This is a genomic window from Xanthobacter variabilis (assembly GCF_043831965.2).
In the GTDB taxonomy this organism is placed as follows: Bacteria; Pseudomonadota; Alphaproteobacteria; order Rhizobiales; family Xanthobacteraceae; genus Xanthobacter.
The window spans coordinates 772,295-788,993 of the sequence record NZ_CM195533.1 but is presented as its reverse complement, the minus strand read 5'-3'; the positions used below and the strand labels follow the sequence as shown (position 1 = coordinate 788,993).

Below are 16,699 nucleotides of genomic sequence, written 5' to 3'. Positions count from 1 at the left end.
AATGAGCGCTGCTTAAGCAGAAGGCAATTTCCACGCCTAAGCTTCGTTCACTGGTGACGCATTGCATACCTGAGTGGCGAACGGGGGAAAGCAAGGACTTTGCGCGCGTCCGAGCGTGGCTGGCACAGGATCGCCGGAGCACAGCGGGCGAAGTCGCCGCTGGGGCATCTTCCCGCTGCAATGCGGCAAGGCCTGCTCCAGGCTATTGTTTTTACGGGTGTCCTTCACGCGAGCCGGTCCCACTTGGATCGGAAGCGCCCTGGAGGGGTGTGCCGCCGAGTCGCAGCAGGCGGGCGATGTCGGCTTTCAACTCCGGAAGCAGCTCGGCTTCGAAGAAGGGGTTGCGCTTCAGCCAGCCGGTATTGCGCCAGGAGGGGTGGGGCAGCGGATAAAGGATCACCGGCCGCGGTAGCCGCCGGCCTTCCGCCCGCACGGTGCGCCAGCGCGCCACCGTCTCGGTGAGGCTGCTGCCGGTGAGGTGGCCGAGGCCGAGGCGTTTCAGGTGATAGGCCTGGGCGGGCCGGCCCACCGCCAGCACCAGCCGGAATGCGGGCAGCGCGGCGAACAGCTGGTCGTGCCAGGTGGCGACGCATTCCCGGCGGGGCGGCAGGTCGGCGCCCTTGGCGTCCTGGCCGGGAAAGCAGAAGCCCATGGGGGCGATGGCGATGCGCGCCACATCATAGAATTCGTCGGCGCTCACCCCCATCCAGGCGCGCAGCCGGTCGCCGGACGCGTCGGTGAAGGGCCGGCCGCTGGCGTGCACCTTGGTGCCCGGCGCCTGGCTCGCCACCAGGATGCGGGCGGTCGCGGACACCCGCAGCACCGGCCGCGGCACATGGGGTAGAGGCGCGCCGCGCGGCGTTTCCACGCACACCCGGCAGGCCCGGATGCGAGCAAGCAGGGTGTCGAGCGCGCTCTCAGACATCGAGCACGAGGCCGTCCTCGGCGAGCATGAACAGGGCGCGGTCCACCTCATCGCGGCGGGCCAGCACGTCGTCGCCCATGTGGGTGAGCAGCACGCGGCCGGCGGCCAGCTCTCCCCGGTGCCCGGCGAGCACGCGATAGGCCATGTGGCCGGGCGGCGCCGTCTCGAACAGCGAGCATTCGCAGATGAACAGGTCGGCTTCACGGGCGATGGGGATGAGGGCCTCGGTCCACTCTGTATCGCCGGAGAAGGCGAGGGTCCGCGCGCCGTCGGTGAGGCGCAGGGCGGTGGCGGGCGCGCCGGCGCGGTGGCGCACCTCCGCCGTGGTGAGGCTGAGCGGCCCGAGGCGGGAGGTGGAGCCCGGCTCCACCTCCCGCACCTGCCAGTCGAATGGCCAAAGGGTGGCGCCCATGCCGGGATAGAGCACCTCCATCAGCGCATCGAGCCGCGCCCGCGTGCCGGGCGGGCCGATGATGGCCAGCGGGCGGCTGCGCCGCTGGGCCAGGGCGCCGTCGAGCAGCAGTGTGGGCAGGCCGCCGAAATGGTCGCCATGCAGATGGCTCAGCACCACCATGTCGATGCGCGCGGTGTCGACCTTCATGCGCTTGAGGGCGACCGGGGCGCTGGCACCGAAATCGAGCGCCACCAGCATGCCGGCCGCTTCCACCAGGTAGCAGGAATTGCTCCGCCCGCCGGAGCCGAAGGCATCCCCGCAGCCGGCCACCGTCAGCCGCATGGTCTCAGGCCTTCATGCTGGGGCGCTGGGACACCACGTTGCGCCAGCGCAGGATGTGGGTGAGGTGTTCGGGCACCTCGGCGCGGATGGCGCGCATGAAATCGATGGTGACGATGGCGGTGATGTCGGCCACCGTGAAATGCGCGCCGGCCACGAAGGCGCGCTCGGCCAGCTCGGTGTTCAGGAATTCGAGGAAAGCGGAGATCCGCGGCTTGTTGGCCTCGCCCCACGCCGGCACCTGGGGCACCTCCAGGGCGGCCATGGCCGGGTTCAGGTGGCGCAGCACGCTCATCACCGGCAGCAGCAGCTCCAGCTCCACCCGGCGCTGCCACATCTCCACCATGGCCTGTTCCAGGGGCGTACGCCCGAACAGGTTGGGCTCCGGCTGCAGCGCCTCGAAATAGCGACAGATGGCGATGGTTTCGCTGATCACCGTGCCGTCGTCCAGCTCCAGGGCGGGAACCAGCTGGCGCGGATTGAGGCGGGTGAAGGCCTCGGACTTGTGCTCGAGCTTCATCAGGTCGACTGGCGCCAGCGGCACCGCGATGCCCTTTTCAGCCAGGAAGATGCGCACCCGGCGCGGATTGGGCGCACGGCTAGAATCGTAGAGCTTCATGATCCAGTTTCTCCATCCCTGGGGGAGCACAGATCATGAGCGGGCGCCGGGCGCAAGCCATCGTGGTGGCCCGGGCGCGCGACGGGAGGCGGGGCTCTCACTCCGTGCGGGGATGGGCGGCGCGATAGTCCTGCGGCTTCTCGAAGGTGCCGGCCCACATGCCGCGCCGGGCGGCGCGCGCCTGGGCTTCGGCCGCCTCATAGCCATGGCGGCCATAGGCGACGGCGAGGCCCTGGCGGACCAGCTCCTCGGCGATGTCCACCCCGTCCACGGTGCAGCGCGCCAGGGCCCGGCCGTAGGCATCCTGGCCCGATGCGGTGCAGAACACCTCGCCCCGCTGCACCATTTCCGCCAGAGCGAAGCGCGCCGTGGTGCCGCACGGCCAGGCTTTCCCGTCCCTCTGGCAGCTTTGGCCCAGCTCGGGCGCGTCCATGCCCTGGAGGCGGATGCGCTGGCCGTCGAGCTTCAGGGTGTCGCCATCCACCACCCGTGCCGGACCGGCGAATACGTCCTTGCGCTGCAGCCATTCGGCCACGAAGCCAACCGCCAGAACCAAAGCGAGAGCGACGACCACATCGATGATGCGCATGGGACAGGTCTCTGGAACAGGTCTCTCGACAGGTCTCTCGGGCCAACGCTCCGGAGGCCGGTATCAGGAATGCCGTCCGGCGCCGGTCCGGCCAGATCGCGGCGGTTGACGGGCGAGCCTGGACGGGGGAGCGTTAAGGCTTCGTTAACCGCCTTTCGGCGAGGAGTCGAACGGTCCCGTTGATGGGTTCATTCACTGCGGCAGCCGGTTGGTTCCGGCGCCGCCCGTGCCAGGGGGGCGCCCAGGAGCGCCACAGTTTCGCATGCACGGCTCCGTTCGGCCCCGGGTGACCCCGTCGCCCGCTCCCGCCCGCCAGGACGGCGCGGCGCGCTCCGCCGTGCCGGTCGCTTTGCTGTCGGCTGCCGTGGGCACCCTCGGGGCGGGGGCCGCCGCGCTGGCCTGGGGCGGCGTGGCGGCGCTGGTCGTGGTCGGCGCCGCCGGGGTGGCGGCGGGCGCGTTCGCGCTCGCCTGGGCGCGCGGTCTCGACCAGGAGCGGGCCCGCCTTGAGGCCCGGCTCGCCGCCCTGGAGGCCGCGCGCGCGCGGGCGGAGGCGGACAATCTCGCCAAGTCGCGCTTTCTGGCCGAGATGAGCCATGAGCTGCGCACGCCGCTCAATACGGTGATGGGTTTTTCCGAGATGATGGCCGACGAGGTGCTGGGCCCCCATCGCGTGCCCGCTTATGGCGGTTATGCCCGCGACATTCTCGCTTCCGGCCGTCATCTCCTGGCGCTGGCGGACGATCTGCTGGATCTGGCACGCATCGAGAGCGGGCACCGGGTTCTGTTGGAAACACCGGTGCATCTGGGCCGGCTGGGGCAGGAGTGCCTCGCCATGCTGCGGCCGGATGCCGCCAGCCGCCGCCTGACCCTGCGTCTGGAGCCTGGGGAGGGCGCGCCCGCTCGGCTGTGGGGCGATGAGCGGGCGGTGCGCCAGATCATCCTCAACCTGTTGGCCAATGCGGTGAAATTCACGCCGCAGGACGGCGAGGTGCGGCTGGTGACTGGTATCGACGCCAGCGGCGCCCCCTTCCTGGCGGTGGAGGACACCGGAGCCGGGGTGAGCGAGCGCGAGCTGCCGCTGGAGGACGCGCGCCACCGCGAAAGCCGGCTGGACGTGAAGAGCGGCCGTGGCGCCGGGCTGGGCCTTGCCATCGTGCGGGCGCTGGCGACCCTGCATGGCGGTGAGCTGAGCCTGACGCGCCGGGCCGCCGGCGGCACCCGCGCGCGCGTGGTCTTCCCCAAAAGCCGCGCCTTGGACGCGCCGTTGGAGGCCACCGAGAAGGTGTGAGCGGCATCGGCCGGGCGTGAGCCGTTCGCGTCGATGTGCCATTCAGGATGCTAGGCGCGGTGCGCGCATCAGCGCGCCGGGCGGGGTTTGCCGATGGCGGTGCCGCCCGAAGTCTTTCAGGTCCGCGCCTTCCGCGCTCCAGCCACAGGCCCATTCAGCCTTTCATGGGGGCCGCTGGAGTCGACTGGCCTGTTGGTTTTCACGTTTCATTCCGGCGCACCGGTTCGCGCTTCCCTCGGAAATTCTCTGGGCGGGGCCATGTTGGTCGCGATCCGGTTCTCGTCGATGAAGGCGGGCCGGTGCGGATCGTGCGACTTCTGGCGCGCGGGCGTTGAGGCGGCGACGAGCGATATCGGCCCTGGCCTGTCGGGGAGCGCGGTGCCTCGCTGCGCAGGAAGCGCCAGACGGCATCGTGGGAGACGTTGACCCGCCTCCGCCTTCATGCCGTGCCGCGTCAGGCGCGGGTTTTCGGCGAGGCACCTGATGATGAGGGCGCGCTGCGGCTCCAGCACATATTTGCGATGGCCCCATCCTGCCGGGCGCCACGGAGCCGGTGGCCCGCCGGTGCTGCGGCCACTTCACTACGGACGAGACCGAAACCACGACCCGGGCCGTCAGGCCCCGGTTCGTGTCGCAGGCGTGCACGGTGGCAATGACCCGTTCGCGCGGATCATTGGAGAGGGGCCTCGATACGGGCCTTCGCCCCGCAGCTATTTTGAATCAGGATCCGGGCTCCAACCGCACCCGCCTCGATTCACTCGGCCACGGAAACGCTCGTGAGGTTCCGAGTCGAACCGGCAACCGGCGCGGGAAAGAAACGCCCGAAAACACAAGGATGGGCTGTTTTATCGTTTCGATGAAAAGCGGAAGCCGTCGAGCGCCGGGGGGCATCGGCCTTGGTGCGTCGTCGGGCCTTCGTGGCCCCGCCGCAGATGGCGAGCGGGCGGCGTCTTCCCTGCGCTGCTGCGCGGAAATGGGGGGTCAGGCGCCGCCTTCCGCGTCCCATTCCCCCCTCACCTCGGCGTCTTCCTCCAATGGCGCGTGGCGGCTGGCGAGGGTCTGGAAATCCGCCACGGGCAGCAGCCGCGCGAGCGCCCACACCGCCGCGCCCCGCACCAGGGGCGAGGGGTCGGCCAGCCGGGCGCCGGCGGCCTCCGCAAATCCCGCGTCGCCGGAATTGCCCATGGCGATCAGCACGTTGCGGATGAAGCGATCGCGCCCCACCCGCTTGATGGGGCTCTTGGGAAAGCGGGCGCGGAAGGCCGCATCGTCCAGGCTCACGAGGTCCAGCAGGCGCGGCGCCTCGTTCTCCGCCCGCGCCGCGAGTTTCACCTCGCGTCCGGCCACCGCGAACTTGTTCCAGGGGCAGGCGGCAAGGCAATCGTCGCAGCCATAGATGCGGTTGCCGATGAGGGGGCGCAGATCGCGCGGGATGGGCCCCTTCAGCTCGATGGTGAGGTAGGACACGCAGCGCCGCGCGTCGATCTGGTAGGGCGCGGGAAAGGCGGCGGTGGGGCAGGCCTCGAGACAGGCGCGACAGGAGCCGCAATGGTCGCGCTCCGCGGTGTCGAAGGGCAGCTCCAGGGTGGTGGCGATGGCGCCCAGGAACAGCCAGGAGCCGAACGGCCGCGACACCATGTTGGTGTGCTTGCCCTGCCAGCCGAGGCCAGCCGCTGCCGCCAGCGGCTTTTCCATGAGCGGGGCGGTGTCCACGAACACCTTCACGTCCCCTTCGCCCGCCGCCGCGAGGAGGGCGCGGGCGATGCGCTTCAGCTTGGGCTTGATGATCTCGTGATAATCCTCCCCCCGCGCATAGACGGAGAGGGCGCCCGTCATGGCGTCCGCCTGCGCGGCACGGGGGTCCTGCTCGGGTCCGTAATTGAGGCCGAGCATGATCACGGCCCGCATGTCTGGCCACAAAGCGAGGGGATCGGTGCGGCGCTCCAGGGTCTCGGCCATCCAGCCCATGTCGCCATGGGCGCCGCTCGCCACCCATTGGGCGAGGCGGGCGCCGGCCGGAGCGATGGCGCGCGGGTCGGCGATGCCAATGGCGTCGAAGCCCTCGGCGCGGGCCAGCTCCTCAAGCCGGGCGAGCAGCGCGGCGGGTGTCGGCGGGGTTTTCAGAAATCGAGATCCGCATAGGTCTTGGAGGGGGGCATGCCGGGAATGCTCTCGCTCAGCAGCGCGCGGAAGGTCGGGCGCGACTTGATGCGCGCATACCAGTCCCGCGCGTGCTCGTCCTCGTCCCATGGGACATCGCCCAGATAGTCCGCGACGGACAGATGCGCGGCCGCCGCCAGGTCCGCCTGGCTCAGCCGCCCGCCGGCGAGCCATTTGCGGGCCTTGGCGAGCCAGCCGATATATTTGAGATGATAGCGCAGATTGGTGCGGGCCATGCGCAGCGCGGTGGCATCCGGCGGGCCGCCGCCCTGCTGGCGGTTCATGTAGCGCTTGTGAATGCGCTCGCGCACCAGCGGCTCGGTGGATTCCACGTACATCTTCTCGTTGAACCACGAGGTCAGCCGGCGCACCTCCACCCGCTCGGCGGGCGCATCGGGCAGCAGCCGGTGGTCGCCCAGGGCAAGGCCGCGGGTTTCATCGAGATATTCGGCGATGATGCCGGCCCCGGGCACGGAGGCGCACTGCTCCTCCACGATCACCGGGGTTTCACCGGCGGGATTGAGGGCCAGGAATTCGGGCCGGCGCTCCCACACCCGTTCTTCCACAAGCTCCGGTTCCAGCCCGTACTCGGCGAGCAGCAGGCGAACGAAGCGGGAATGGGGGCAGAAGGGATGATGGTGCAGATACATGGGGCACTTTCGCCGGGGCGTTCGAGCGCCACGCGCTCACCCGGCCCGGTCATGTTTAGTGACGGATTCTTTCCGATTGGTTCCATTTCGCGCACGCTGCGCCGCAGTGCCGAAAGGGAAGGCCGTGCCTTGCCGCCGCGAGCGGAACGCAAGCCCGGTCGCCAACCAATGCGTCTTTTGCCGCATGTAGAACCCCCGCCCGCGCCCTCGCAAGGGGGCGGGACGCGGAAGATGGGCATGGGTGGTCCGAACATACCGTTTGCAACGCACAAAATGCCGCCATGGCCTCAATCGGCAGCCGGGTGCCTCTGCGGAATGGCTGGCGCGCGGCGTAAGAGCGGCTTAATGGCTCTTCGCGCAGGATGGCGCGCCCGGCGGCCCGGGTGCGCCATTCCGCTTCCTCTCCCTTCGGATCTTCTCAGCCCATGACCCTCGGCGACATGTTTGAAGCGCTCGTGCTCGGCCTCGTGGAGGGCCTGACCGAGTTCATTCCCGTCTCGTCCACCGCCCATCTGCTGCTGCTGGGCCATTTCCTGGGCTTCGAGAGCACCGGGCGCACCTTCGAGGTGCTGATCCAGCTGGGCGCGGTGCTGGCCATCCTCACCGTCTATTTCGAGCGCTTCCTGCGGGTGGCGAAGATGCTGCCCACCAGCCCGGGGGCGCGGCGGTTCGTCATCGGCGTGGTGGTGGCCTTCCTGCCGGCGGCGGTGATCGGGGCCATGGCGCACGGCTTCATCAAGAGCGTGCTGTTCGAGACGCCGGTGCTTATCTGCTGCACGCTGATCTTCGGCGGCATCGTGCTGCTGTTCATCGACAAGGTGGTGCCGGAGCCGCGCTACAACAATGCCATGGGCCTGCCCTGGCAGGTGGCGCTGAAGATCGGCTTCTGGCAGTGCCTGGCCATGATCCCCGGCATGTCGCGCTCGGGCTCCACCATCGTCGGCGCCATGCTGATGGGCGTGGACAAGCGGGCGGCGGCGGAATTCTCCTTCTTCCTGGCCCTGCCCACCATGCTGGGCGCCTTCACCTATGACCTCTACAAGAACCGCAACGCGCTCTCCTTCGACGACGGCATCCTGATCGCCATCGGCTTCGTGGCGGCCTTCTGCGCGGCGGTGATGGTGGTGCGCTCGCTGCTCGATTTCGTGTCCCGCCACGGCTACAAGCCGTTTGGCTGGTGGCGCATCGCGGTCGGCATCGCAGGGCTGATCGGGCTCGCTTGGGTGGGTTGAGCGCTCGGCCCCTCGTGTTTCAACCCGCCGGATGCCTCTTCCGGCGGGTTTTTCTTTGCCGGAGACGGTCAGGCTGCCTCCACCTTCAGCAGCGTGCCGTCCACCGCCACCACCTTCACGTCCGTGCCGGCGGAAAGGTCGGGGCCGGTGATGCGCCAGACCGTATCGTCGATGCGCACCCGTCCCACGCCGCCCGCAATGGGCTCGTCCAGGGTGAACACCCGGCCCACGAAGCCCTGTGCCCGCCGGTTCAGGAACGGCCGGTCGGAGGCGTGGCCGGGACCGGGGGACACCTTGCGCCCCACCAGCACCGCCACCACCGCCAAGGCGGCGAAAGCGAGCACCTCGGTCTGCCAGGACAGGTCCACGGCATAGGACAAAGCGCCGGTGACGAGGGCGGCCAGGCCCAGCCACAGGAGGAAGGCGCCGGGCACCGCGATCTCGGCCACCAGCAGCACTCCGCCGAGGATGAACCAGGCCCAGGGCCCGAGATCAGTCAGAACGGGCATGGGAGCCTCACGCGCCGGGCGGAACGGTGGGGCCGGTGGCGCGGCCGCGGCGGGGCGGCGGCGTGGTTTCCGAACCGAAGGCGGCGCGGGCGATCTCGCCGATGCCGGTGAGGGAGGAGAGCAGGGCCGTGCCCTCATAAGGCACCAGCACCACCTTCTGGTTGGGGGAAGCGCCCAGGGTCTCGAACGCCTTCACGTATTTCTCGGCGATGTAGTAGTTGAGCGCCGCCGGATCGCCGCTCTCTATGGCGGCGGACAGCATCTGGGTGGCGCGGGCATCGGCCTCCGCCAGGCGTTCGCGGGCCTCCGCGTCGCGGAAGGCGGCCTCGCGCCGGCCCTCGGCCTCCAGGATCTGGCTCTGCTTCTGGCCTTCCGCCTTCAGGATCTCCGACTGGCGCATGCCCTCGGCCTCCAGGATGGAGGCGCGCTTCTCGCGCTCGGCCTTCATCTGGCGGGCCATGGCGTTCACCAGGTCCGCCGGCGGCACGATGTCCTTGATCTCGATGCGGTTGATCTTCACTCCCCAGGGAGAGGCCGCCGCGTCCACCACGGCCAGCAGGCGCACATTGATCTCGTCGCGGTGGGACAGCAGCTGGTCGAGGTCCATGGAGCCCATGACGGTGCGGATATTGGTCATGGTCAGGGCCAGGATGGCGGTGTCGAGCCGGGCCACCTCATAGGAGGCGCGCGCCGCGTCGAACACCTGGAAGAAGGCGACGCCATCCACGGAGACGGTGGCATTGTCCTTGGTGATGACCTCCTGGGTCGGCACGTCCAGCACCTGCTCCATCACGTTCACCTTGTTGCCGATGCGGTCGATGAACGGAACGATGAGGTTGAGCCCGGGATTGAGGGTCTTGGTGTAGCGGCGGAAGCGCTCGACGGTATATTCGTAGCCCTGCGGCACGGTCTTCACCCCGGCGAAGACGATGGCGATGGCGAGCACCAAGAGCACGATCACGAACAGGTTCGGGCCGATCTCGATCATGTCATCTCCTAGAGCGCTTCCCCGCAAAGAGGGAACCGGTTCGCGTGAAGGAAACGCGTAAAAACAAAAGGATAGACCGCTTCTGCGCTTCCATGAAAAGCCGAAGCGGCCCATGGCCCGCGCCTTGAGACGGGCTGCCCGCACTCCGCCGGTGCTGTCCCGGCAGGGGCGCGGAGTAACTGGCCTGCCGATGCGTGAGCTCGGGCAGGCGGCGCAGTCGAGCATGGGGCCGGCGCGCTCGCAAGCCGGGCTTTAGGGTGGTGCCGCCAGCCGGGACATCCAGGCTCGCCGGGAACGAAGCGCGATCCGGTGTTGGGAAGCGATTCGCGCGCCTTTTGTTCGCCTTTGGTCCGCGTGGGCGCGCCCGGTGTCCCAGAATGGGATTCTGCCGCTGCAGGGGCCGTGGCGGGGCGCGTTGGGCGTGTTTCAGTCCGCAATCACCGCGAAACGCAGCAGGATGGTGCGCTGGAGGGGGCTGAAATTATCGTCGGAAATCATGGTGAGCAGGGTTTCGCCGGCGGCGTTGGTGGTCACCGCGAGCCCTTCCATATTGTCGATTTCGTAGCCGCTGTCGAAGGTGCCGAGAATAGTGCCGCTCAACACCGCCCCCGGCTTCACCTCCGCCAGGGCGAAGCGGCGCAGCTGCATCAGCACGCCGGTGGCCAGTGAAAAATGGCGTTCCAGCAAGTACATGTCGCCATTGGGCGCGAGCGCGAGGTCGGTGGCGTTGAAGGGGCCGCTCTTGGTGATGGTGAAGCGGCCGGGATGCGGCCCGCCGATGATGTAGCCCGGCAGATCCTCGCCCTTCTGAATTCCATCCTCGCCGATGCCGATGAGCGCGCCCTTAAGCGGGCCGGAGCGGACATAGGCCAGGCTCTCCAGGCCGAGATTCCAGCGCAGGTCGCGCACCATGGGAGCGGGCACGCGGGTGCCATCCTGCCCGAGCGGCGTGCCGGTCTTGGGATCGAGCGGATAGCGCCAGATCTCGTTCACGCTCTCCAGCCCAACATAGGCGGCCTGGGGGGTCAGGGTGAGGGATTCGCTGTCGCCGCGCCCGCGCTGGGCCTGGAGGCGGCCTTCATCATCCTTCAGCGCCGCGGCCATCACATCGGACAGGCCGGTGGGCTTGCCGTCCTCCAGGTCGAGCCGGCCAGAGAGGAAAACGCCGGCATCGGTGACCGCGACGAAGCGGTTGTCGTCCCCCAGGCTGAAGCCCGAAATGCCGCCGAACGCGGGATAGGTGGATTTCAACACAAGCCCGCCGCGGAAGCTCAGCGCGCCGAAGCGGTTGCCGTCCTCGGCGATCTTGAAGCGGGTGATGGGGGTGGCCGTGACGGTCAGTGCCTCGGGCTGCTCCGGCAGGGCGGTGGGCTTGGAGGAGGCCGAGCCCACCAGAACCGCCGCGCCTGCCGCAAGCGCCAACAGGGCGCCCGCCACCGCGCCGATGATCCGCCCCTTGTACCTGCGGCCCTTTGGAGCCGCCATCAATGCACCCGGCGGCGGGTGGAGGGGGCCGCGCTTTCCGCGAACAGCTCGGCCAGCTTTTCGGTCATCACGCCGCCCAGCTCCTCGGCGTCCACGATGGTGACGGCACGCTTGTAATAGCGCGTCACGTCATGGCCGATGCCGATGGCGATCAGCTCCACCGGCGAGCGGGTTTCGATCTCGGAGATGATGTGGCGCAGGTGCCGCTCCAGATAATTGCCGGCATTCACCGAGAGGGTGGAATCGTCCACCGGCGCGCCATCGGAGATCATCATCAGGATGCGCCGCGCCTCTGGGCGGGCGAGCAGGCGCTGATGGGCCCAGTCGAGGGCTTCGCCGTCGATATTCTCCTTCAGCAGCCCCTCGCGCATCATGAGCCCGAGATTGCGGCGGGAGCGACGCCAGGGCGCGTCGGCGGCCTTATAGACGATGTGCCTGAGATCGTTGAGGCGGCCGGGATGGGTGGGCTTGCCGGCGGCGAGCCACGCCTCGCGGGATTGGCCGCCCTTCCAGGCGCGGGTGGTGAAGCCCAGCACCTCCACCTTCACGCCGCAGCGTTCCAGGGTGCGGGCCAGGATATCGGCGCAGGTGGCGGCCACCGTGATGGGCCGCCCACGCATGGAGCCGGAATTGTCGATGAGCAGCGTCACCACCGTGTCGCGAAAGTCGGTGTCCCGCTCTCGCTTGAAGGACAAAGCGGCGGTGGGGTCGGTGACCACGCGGGAGAGGCGGGCCGGATCAAGCACGCCCTCTTCCAGGTCGAATTCCCAGGCCCGGTTCTGCTGCGCCAGCAGCCGCCGCTGCAGCCGGTTGGCGAGCCGCGCCACGACCCCCTGGAGATGGGACAGCTGCTTGTCCAGATAAGCGCGCAGGCGGGTGAGCTCCTCCGGGTCGCAGAGGTCCTCGGCGTGCACTTCCTCGTCGAACTTGGTGGTGAATGCGTGGTATTCGGGTCCGCGATTGTCGTGAGTCACCGGTGGGCGGGGCTGCCAGGGCTCGGCCTCCTCGTCGCTGTCGCCGGGCTCGGCGCCGTCGGGCATGTCCTCGGGTGGGGCGGACTCGGCGTCGATCTCGCCCAGGGGCAGCTCTTCCTCGGAGAGCTGGGCATCGGCCTCGGAGGCGCCCTGCTGGCTCTCATCCTGCTTGGACTGGCCCTGCTCGGCGCCCTCTTCCTCCGAGCCGCCCTGCTGGTCCTCGTCGTCCTCGTCGCTCTCGGAATCGAGGCTGGAATCCTCGCCCATGTCGAGGGAGGAGAGCATGTGGCGGGCGATCTCGCCGAAATGCTTCTGGTTGTTGATGGAATCGAGCAGCCGGCCGAGATCCTTGCCGGCCTTGTCCTCGATGAGGGGCCGCCACAGGTCGACCAGCGCCTTGGCATCGTGCGGTGGTGCCTCGCCGGTCAGGCGCTCGCGCACCAGGAGGGCGATGGCATCCTCGATGGGGGCTTCCGAGCGCTCGGTGATGTCGGCGAGGTTGGCGCGGTGGTAGCGGTCCTGGAGCATGGCCGCGATGTTGCCCCTGGTGCCGGGCATCCGGTTGGAGCCGATGGCCTCCACCCGGGCTTGCTCCACCGCCTCGAACACGGCGCGTGCGGTGTCGCCCACCGGCAGCATCTTGCGATGAACGGAGGGGTCATGACAGGCGAGCTTCAGGGCGAAGGCGTCCGCCTGTCCGCGCACGATGGCGGCGTCATGGGCGGTGAAACGGCGCGGCGGTTCGCTGAGGCGCACACGGCCCGGCGCGAGGCCCGGCCGCTCCGATGAGAAGGAGACCTCGAACTCGCCCACCCCGGCAATGGCCTTGAAGCAGCCGGTGACAGCCCGCTTGAAGGGCTCGGTGGAAGCCTCGGCGGAGGGCTTTCCAGGGGTGCGGTTGGTGGGCGCCATGGTCCGGCTCTTTCTCGACTCGTCACGCGGGGCAGGCGGTGCCGGTCCGTGGACCGGCACCCGGACGGGGAGGCCGCCTCAGGAAAGGGCGACGTTCACCGTGCTCTCGGTCAGCTCCTGGCCGAAGCAGCGCTGGAAGAATTCCGCCACCAGCGGCCGTTCCAGCTCGTCGCACTTGTTGAGGAAGGTGACCCGGAGCGCGAAGGCGATATCCTTGAAGATGTCCGCATTCTCGGCCCAGGTGATGACCGTGCGCGGGCTCATCACGGTGGACAGGTCGCCATTGATGAAGGCCTGGCGGGTGAGGTCCGCGAGCCGCACCATGCGGTTGACCGTGTCGCGCCCTTCCTGGTTCTGGAAGTGCTTGGCCTTGGCCAGCACGATGTCCACTTCCTTGTCATGGGCCAGGTAGTTCAGGGTGGTGACGATGGACCAGCGGTCCATCTGCGCCTGATTGATCTGCTGGGTGCCGTGATAAAGGCCGGTGGTGTCGCCGAGGCCGATGGTGTTGGCGGTGGCGAACAGGCGGAAGGCGGGGTGAGGGCGGATCACCCGGCTCTGGTCGAGCAGGGTCAGGCGGCCGGAGGATTCCAGCACCCGCTGGATGACGAACATCACGTCCGGCCGGCCGGCATCATATTCGTCGAACACCAAGGCGATGTTGTTCTGGTAGGCCCAGGGCAGGATGCCGTCGCGGAACTCCGTCACCTGGAGCCCGTCCTTCACCACGATGGCGTCCTTGCCGATGAGGTCGATGCGCGAGATGTGGCTATCGAGATTGATGCGCACGCACGGCCAGTTGAGCCGCGCCGCCACCTGCTCGATATGGGTGGACTTGCCGGTTCCATGGTAGCCCGTAACCATCACGCGGCGATTGTGGGCAAAGCCGGCGAGGATGGCGAGGGTGGTCGGGCGGTCGAACAGGTAATCGGGATCGAGATCGGGAACGTGCTCGTCGGGCTCGGAATAGGCCGGCACCTCCATGTCGATATCGATGCCGAAGGTCTGGCGCACCGACACTTTCATGTCCGGGGTCGGGGCAAGGGTTTCGGTGCCGCTCATAAGTCCTCCGTGGGCGAATGCTGTGCGCCCTTCGCGTCTGAATCTCCGCCCGGCAGGCTCGACCGAAGCCGGCTCTCGGGCAACATGAAAAATGTCACGCCCGGCAATTGCCGGGGTCAGCAAAAGCCGGCCTGCTTGAGGTTGGTATAGGCCTGGATGACGGAGCGCAGCCGGTCCTCGGAGGACCGGTCGCCGCCATTGGCGTCGGGGTGGTGCTTTTTCACCAGTTCCTTGTAGCGGGCCTTGATCTCGTCCGCCCCGGCGGACATTTCGAGGCCCATGACTTCCAGCGCCCGCCGCTCGGTGGTGCGGATCACGCGGCCGTCCGGCTCCTCCCGGTCGGCGCGGAAGGTGCGGCCCATTTCGGAGGCAAAGCCGAACGGGTCCTTGGCATCCTTTGTGAAACCGTCACGCGTGGCCTCGTTGGCCGCCTGCCCGCGCGCGCCCATGCGCCAGGTGGGCCGGTGGCCGGTGAGGGCGTCCTTCTGATAGGCCGAGACGGCGTCGTCGGGCATGCCCGCGAAGTAGTTGTAGGACTGGTTGTATTCCTTCACATGGTCGAGGCAGTAGTGCCAATACTGGCCTTCCATGCTCCGTCCCTTCGGCGCGCGGTGAGTCGCGGGCGCGTCGCAGCCGGGCCACTGGCAGCACGCCTGCCGCGGAGCCTGCGAGCGGTCGTCGCCGGGTTTCACGCGAATGCGGTCGAAGAGCGGGGAGTTAAGCTTCATGATCGGGCGATTATGAGCGTCGCGCCGCGGCGCGGCAAGGAATGAGCTGGGTCTGCGCGCCCCGTGGAGGGGCGCGGCGGCCATGCCCGGCAAAGGATAGGCGGGCCACGATAACGCTTATATAATGTCCCGTGGCCGGTGCGCCATCGCGGCGCGGTTACGGCCCCCTTTCATTTCAGACATCGGTTTCATCATGCCCCAGCCCTCCCTTTCCCAGACCTCTCTGGCCTCCATTCGGGAGACCCTGCAGAGCGGCCTCAATCCGGTGACGCTCGACCTCATCGACGAAAGCCACAAGCATGCCGGCCACATGGGCGTGAGCCACGACCACAAGGGCGCCCACCGCGAGGATGGCGGCGTGACCCATGTGAAGGTGCGCGTGGTGTCGCCGGACTTTGTGGGCAAGAGCCGGGTGGAGCGTCATCGCATCGTGAATACCCTGCTCCAAGGTGAGATCGACAAGGGCCTGCACGCCATCACCATCGATGCGAAGGCCCCCGGCGAGTGAGATCCGCGCGGGGGCGCGTGCCTCCGGCGTAAATGAGGGCGGACCGGGCGGGGGCGGACGGCCGGTGCGGCTTCAATGACGAAATGGGCTCGCGCCGTCGCGGGCCCGGAAGACGAGACCTCAGGCGAAATGAACACCGCCAGCGTGCGTGATTTGGATGGCGCCCCGGAAGGGGCGCTGGTGCTGTTTTCCGGCGGGCAGGATTCCACCACCTGCCTGGCCTATGCGCTCGATCGCTTCGAGCGGGTGGAGACGGTGGGCTTCGCCTATGGCCAGCGCCACGCGGTGGAGCTGGACTGCCGCCCGCGGGTGCGGGAAGCGCTGGCGCGCCTCAACCCCAGCTGGCGCGGCCGGCTGGGCGAGGACCACATGGTGAGCCTCGATGCCCTGGGCCAGATCTCCGACACGGCGCTGACCCGCTCGGTCGCCATCGAGATGGAGGAGGGGGGGCTGCCCAACACCTTCGTGCCGGGGCGCAACCTCATCTTCCTGACGTTCGCGGCCGCGCTCGCCTATCGGCGCGGGCTGAGGCACATCGTCGGCGGCATGTGCGAGACCGATTTTTCCGGCTATCCCGATTGCCGCGACGACACGGTGAAGGCCATGCAGGTGGCCTTGAACCTGGGCATGGAAAGCCGGTTCGTGCTGCACACCCCGCTCATGTGGATCGACAAGGCCGAGACCTGGCGCCTGGCGGAAAGCCTGGGCGGGGCGTCGCTGGTGGCGCTGATCCAGGAGGAGACCCACACCTGCTATCTCGGCGAGCGCGGAGAGCGGCACGACTGGGGCTATGGCTGTGGTGCCTGCCCCGCCTGCCGTCTTCGCGCCGACGGATATGCGCGCTACCGTGCGGGCATCCGGGGGCCGGCCACGGCCGGGGGATGAGGAGGGCTTCATGCGCGCAAGGGCCGGTTTGTTGGGGGGCCGCAGGCTCTCCGCCGTGGTGTTCACTGTCGCGTTGCTCACCGCGGGCGGGCTCGGAACAGGGCCGGCGCGCGCGGCCAGCTTCGATTGCGCCACCGCCCGGACCGCCGACGAAAAGGGCGTGTGCGGAAACTGCGAGCTGCAGCAGCTCGATGTGAAGATGAGCACGCTCTATGGCGTCATCACGCGCCTGGTGGCCATGGGGCAGCGCGGCGACATCCAGGATGCGCAGCGCGCCTGGCTCTCGCGCCGGGCCCTGTGCGGGGGCGAGGTCACCTGCCTGCGACAGGCCTATCAGGGCCGTATCCAGGAGCTGGAGGCGGGCCTTGCCGCCATCTATTCGCGCGGGCCGTTCTGATCCGGCCTGCTTTTCCTCCCGATCCGGCGCACCCGTTGCGGTGCGCCTGCGAGCT

The 16,699-nt window shown here is 68.7% G+C and carries 17 protein-coding genes; 5 read left to right on the top strand and 12 right to left on the bottom strand.

The features are described 5' to 3' along the window. Positions 1 to 211: 211 nt before the first annotated feature. From V5F26_RS03490 to V5F26_RS03475, 4 genes are all read right to left on the bottom strand, one after another. On the bottom strand, positions 212 to 925 hold the full coding sequence (locus tag V5F26_RS03490; protein WP_394947727.1) for a uracil-DNA glycosylase family protein: 714 nt from the start codon (positions 923 to 925) through the stop codon (positions 212 to 214). Next, positions 918 to 1,661: an MBL fold metallo-hydrolase gene (locus tag V5F26_RS03485; RefSeq protein WP_394947726.1), complete on the bottom strand. Its 744-nt coding sequence runs from the start codon at positions 1,659 to 1,661 to the stop codon at positions 918 to 920. Before V5F26_RS03485 ends, V5F26_RS03490 begins: the two co-directional genes overlap by 8 nt. Positions 1,662 to 1,665: 4 nt before the next feature. After that, positions 1,666 to 2,277, bottom strand: coding sequence for a glutathione S-transferase family protein (locus V5F26_RS03480; RefSeq protein WP_234053231.1), 612 nt, complete (start codon positions 2,275 to 2,277; stop codon positions 1,666 to 1,668). Positions 2,278 to 2,374: 97 nt separating this feature from the next. After that, on the bottom strand, positions 2,375 to 2,866 hold the full coding sequence (locus tag V5F26_RS03475; protein WP_234053230.1) for a thermonuclease family protein: 492 nt from the start codon (positions 2,864 to 2,866) through the stop codon (positions 2,375 to 2,377). Positions 2,867 to 3,128: 262 nt separating this feature from the next. Here V5F26_RS03475 and V5F26_RS03470 point away from each other — a divergent pair, with 262 nt between their 5' ends. Beyond that, positions 3,129 to 4,154, top strand: a complete 1,026-nt coding sequence (locus tag V5F26_RS03470; protein ID WP_394947725.1) for a sensor histidine kinase — start codon at positions 3,129 to 3,131, stop codon at positions 4,152 to 4,154. Between the two features lie 981 nt (positions 4,155 to 5,135). On the opposite strand, the gene queG is transcribed toward V5F26_RS03470, so the two are convergent. Both queG and V5F26_RS03460 read right to left on the bottom strand, forming a co-directional pair. Next, on the bottom strand, positions 5,136 to 6,278 hold the full coding sequence (gene queG, locus V5F26_RS03465) for a tRNA epoxyqueuosine(34) reductase QueG (protein ID WP_394947763.1): 1,143 nt from the start codon (positions 6,276 to 6,278) through the stop codon (positions 5,136 to 5,138). Then, the gene (locus V5F26_RS03460) at positions 6,275 to 6,964 is read right to left on the bottom strand and encodes a glutathione S-transferase family protein (protein WP_234053228.1); all 690 of its coding nucleotides are present in this window, start codon (positions 6,962 to 6,964) and stop codon (positions 6,275 to 6,277) included. The genes queG and V5F26_RS03460 overlap by 4 nt, the downstream gene beginning before the upstream one ends. Before the next feature lie 425 nt (positions 6,965 to 7,389). Between V5F26_RS03460 and V5F26_RS03455 the strand changes: the two genes are divergently transcribed. Continuing rightward, a complete protein-coding gene (locus V5F26_RS03455) occupies positions 7,390 to 8,196 on the top strand; it encodes an undecaprenyl-diphosphate phosphatase (RefSeq protein ID WP_394058134.1) in 807 nt (268 codons plus the stop codon). Between the two features lie 68 nt (positions 8,197 to 8,264). Here the strand turns inward: V5F26_RS03455 and V5F26_RS03450 are convergent, their stop codons facing one another. The 6 genes from V5F26_RS03450 to V5F26_RS03425 all read right to left on the bottom strand — a co-directional run bounded on the left by V5F26_RS03450 (position 8,265) and on the right by V5F26_RS03425 (position 14,854). After that, positions 8,265 to 8,705 carry an NfeD family protein gene (locus V5F26_RS03450; RefSeq protein WP_394058132.1) on the bottom strand — a complete coding sequence of 147 codons (441 nt, stop codon included), beginning with the start codon at positions 8,703 to 8,705 and terminating at the stop codon, positions 8,265 to 8,267. Between the two features lie 7 nt (positions 8,706 to 8,712). Next, complete coding sequence (locus V5F26_RS03445; protein WP_234053225.1) at positions 8,713 to 9,693, bottom strand: SPFH domain-containing protein; 981 nt, start codon at positions 9,691 to 9,693, stop codon at positions 8,713 to 8,715. A 426-nt stretch (positions 9,694 to 10,119) separates the two neighbouring features. After that, positions 10,120 to 11,178, bottom strand: coding sequence for an esterase-like activity of phytase family protein (locus V5F26_RS03440; RefSeq protein WP_394947724.1), 1,059 nt, complete (start codon positions 11,176 to 11,178; stop codon positions 10,120 to 10,122). Then, complete coding sequence (gene cobT / locus V5F26_RS03435) at positions 11,178 to 13,064, bottom strand: cobaltochelatase subunit CobT (RefSeq protein ID WP_394947723.1); 1,887 nt, start codon at positions 13,062 to 13,064, stop codon at positions 11,178 to 11,180. Before cobT ends, V5F26_RS03440 begins: the two co-directional genes overlap by 1 nt. Before the next feature lie 78 nt (positions 13,065 to 13,142). After that, the gene (cobS, locus tag V5F26_RS03430; RefSeq protein WP_234053222.1) at positions 13,143 to 14,126 is read right to left on the bottom strand and encodes a cobaltochelatase subunit CobS; all 984 of its coding nucleotides are present in this window, start codon (positions 14,124 to 14,126) and stop codon (positions 13,143 to 13,145) included. Between the two features lie 116 nt (positions 14,127 to 14,242). Continuing rightward, a complete protein-coding gene (locus V5F26_RS03425; RefSeq protein ID WP_234053221.1) occupies positions 14,243 to 14,854 on the bottom strand; it encodes a J domain-containing protein in 612 nt (203 codons plus the stop codon). Positions 14,855 to 15,047: 193 nt separating this feature from the next. On the opposite strand from V5F26_RS03425, the gene V5F26_RS03420 reads away from it, so the two are divergent. From V5F26_RS03420 to V5F26_RS03410, 3 genes are all read left to right on the top strand, one after another. Further along, the gene (locus tag V5F26_RS03420) at positions 15,048 to 15,362 is read left to right on the top strand and encodes a BolA family protein (protein ID WP_234053220.1); all 315 of its coding nucleotides are present in this window, start codon (positions 15,048 to 15,050) and stop codon (positions 15,360 to 15,362) included. Between the two features lie 129 nt (positions 15,363 to 15,491). After that, on the top strand, positions 15,492 to 16,247 hold the full coding sequence (queC, locus tag V5F26_RS03415) for a 7-cyano-7-deazaguanine synthase QueC (protein WP_234053219.1): 756 nt from the start codon (positions 15,492 to 15,494) through the stop codon (positions 16,245 to 16,247). Positions 16,248 to 16,302: 55 nt separating this feature from the next. After that, positions 16,303 to 16,644 carry a lysozyme inhibitor LprI family protein gene (locus V5F26_RS03410; RefSeq protein WP_394947722.1) on the top strand — a complete coding sequence of 114 codons (342 nt, stop codon included), beginning with the start codon at positions 16,303 to 16,305 and terminating at the stop codon, positions 16,642 to 16,644. The last annotated feature ends 55 nt before the right edge of the window (positions 16,645 to 16,699 follow it).

What these genes read in the sequence shown, in the direction of transcription:
- V5F26_RS03490 (WP_394947727.1), bottom strand. Translation starts at nt 925, where the DNA reads ATGTCTGAGAGCGCGCTCGACACCCTGCTTGCTCGCATCCGGGCCTGC.
- V5F26_RS03485 (WP_394947726.1), bottom strand. Translation starts at nt 1,661, where the DNA reads ATGCGGCTGACGGTGGCCGGCTGCGGGGATGCCTTCGGCTCCGGCGGG.
- V5F26_RS03480 (WP_234053231.1), bottom strand. Translation starts at nt 2,277, where the DNA reads ATGAAGCTCTACGATTCTAGCCGTGCGCCCAATCCGCGCCGGGTGCGC.
- V5F26_RS03475 (WP_234053230.1), bottom strand. Translation starts at nt 2,866, where the DNA reads ATGCGCATCATCGATGTGGTCGTCGCTCTCGCTTTGGTTCTGGCGGTT.
- V5F26_RS03470 (WP_394947725.1), top strand. Translation starts at nt 3,129, where the DNA reads ATGCACGGCTCCGTTCGGCCCCGGGTGACCCCGTCGCCCGCTCCCGCC.
- V5F26_RS03460 (WP_234053228.1), bottom strand. Translation starts at nt 6,964, where the DNA reads ATGTATCTGCACCATCATCCCTTCTGCCCCCATTCCCGCTTCGTTCGC.
- V5F26_RS03455 (WP_394058134.1), top strand. Translation starts at nt 7,390, where the DNA reads ATGACCCTCGGCGACATGTTTGAAGCGCTCGTGCTCGGCCTCGTGGAG.
- V5F26_RS03450 (WP_394058132.1), bottom strand. Translation starts at nt 8,705, where the DNA reads ATGCCCGTTCTGACTGATCTCGGGCCCTGGGCCTGGTTCATCCTCGGC.
- V5F26_RS03445 (WP_234053225.1), bottom strand. Translation starts at nt 9,693, where the DNA reads ATGATCGAGATCGGCCCGAACCTGTTCGTGATCGTGCTCTTGGTGCTC.
- V5F26_RS03440 (WP_394947724.1), bottom strand. Translation starts at nt 11,178, where the DNA reads ATGGCGGCTCCAAAGGGCCGCAGGTACAAGGGGCGGATCATCGGCGCG.
- cobT (WP_394947723.1), bottom strand. Translation starts at nt 13,064, where the DNA reads ATGGCGCCCACCAACCGCACCCCTGGAAAGCCCTCCGCCGAGGCTTCC.
- cobS (WP_234053222.1), bottom strand. Translation starts at nt 14,126, where the DNA reads ATGAGCGGCACCGAAACCCTTGCCCCGACCCCGGACATGAAAGTGTCG.
- V5F26_RS03425 (WP_234053221.1), bottom strand. Translation starts at nt 14,854, where the DNA reads ATGAAGCTTAACTCCCCGCTCTTCGACCGCATTCGCGTGAAACCCGGC.
- V5F26_RS03420 (WP_234053220.1), top strand. Translation starts at nt 15,048, where the DNA reads ATGCCCCAGCCCTCCCTTTCCCAGACCTCTCTGGCCTCCATTCGGGAG.
- queC (WP_234053219.1), top strand. Translation starts at nt 15,492, where the DNA reads ATGAACACCGCCAGCGTGCGTGATTTGGATGGCGCCCCGGAAGGGGCG.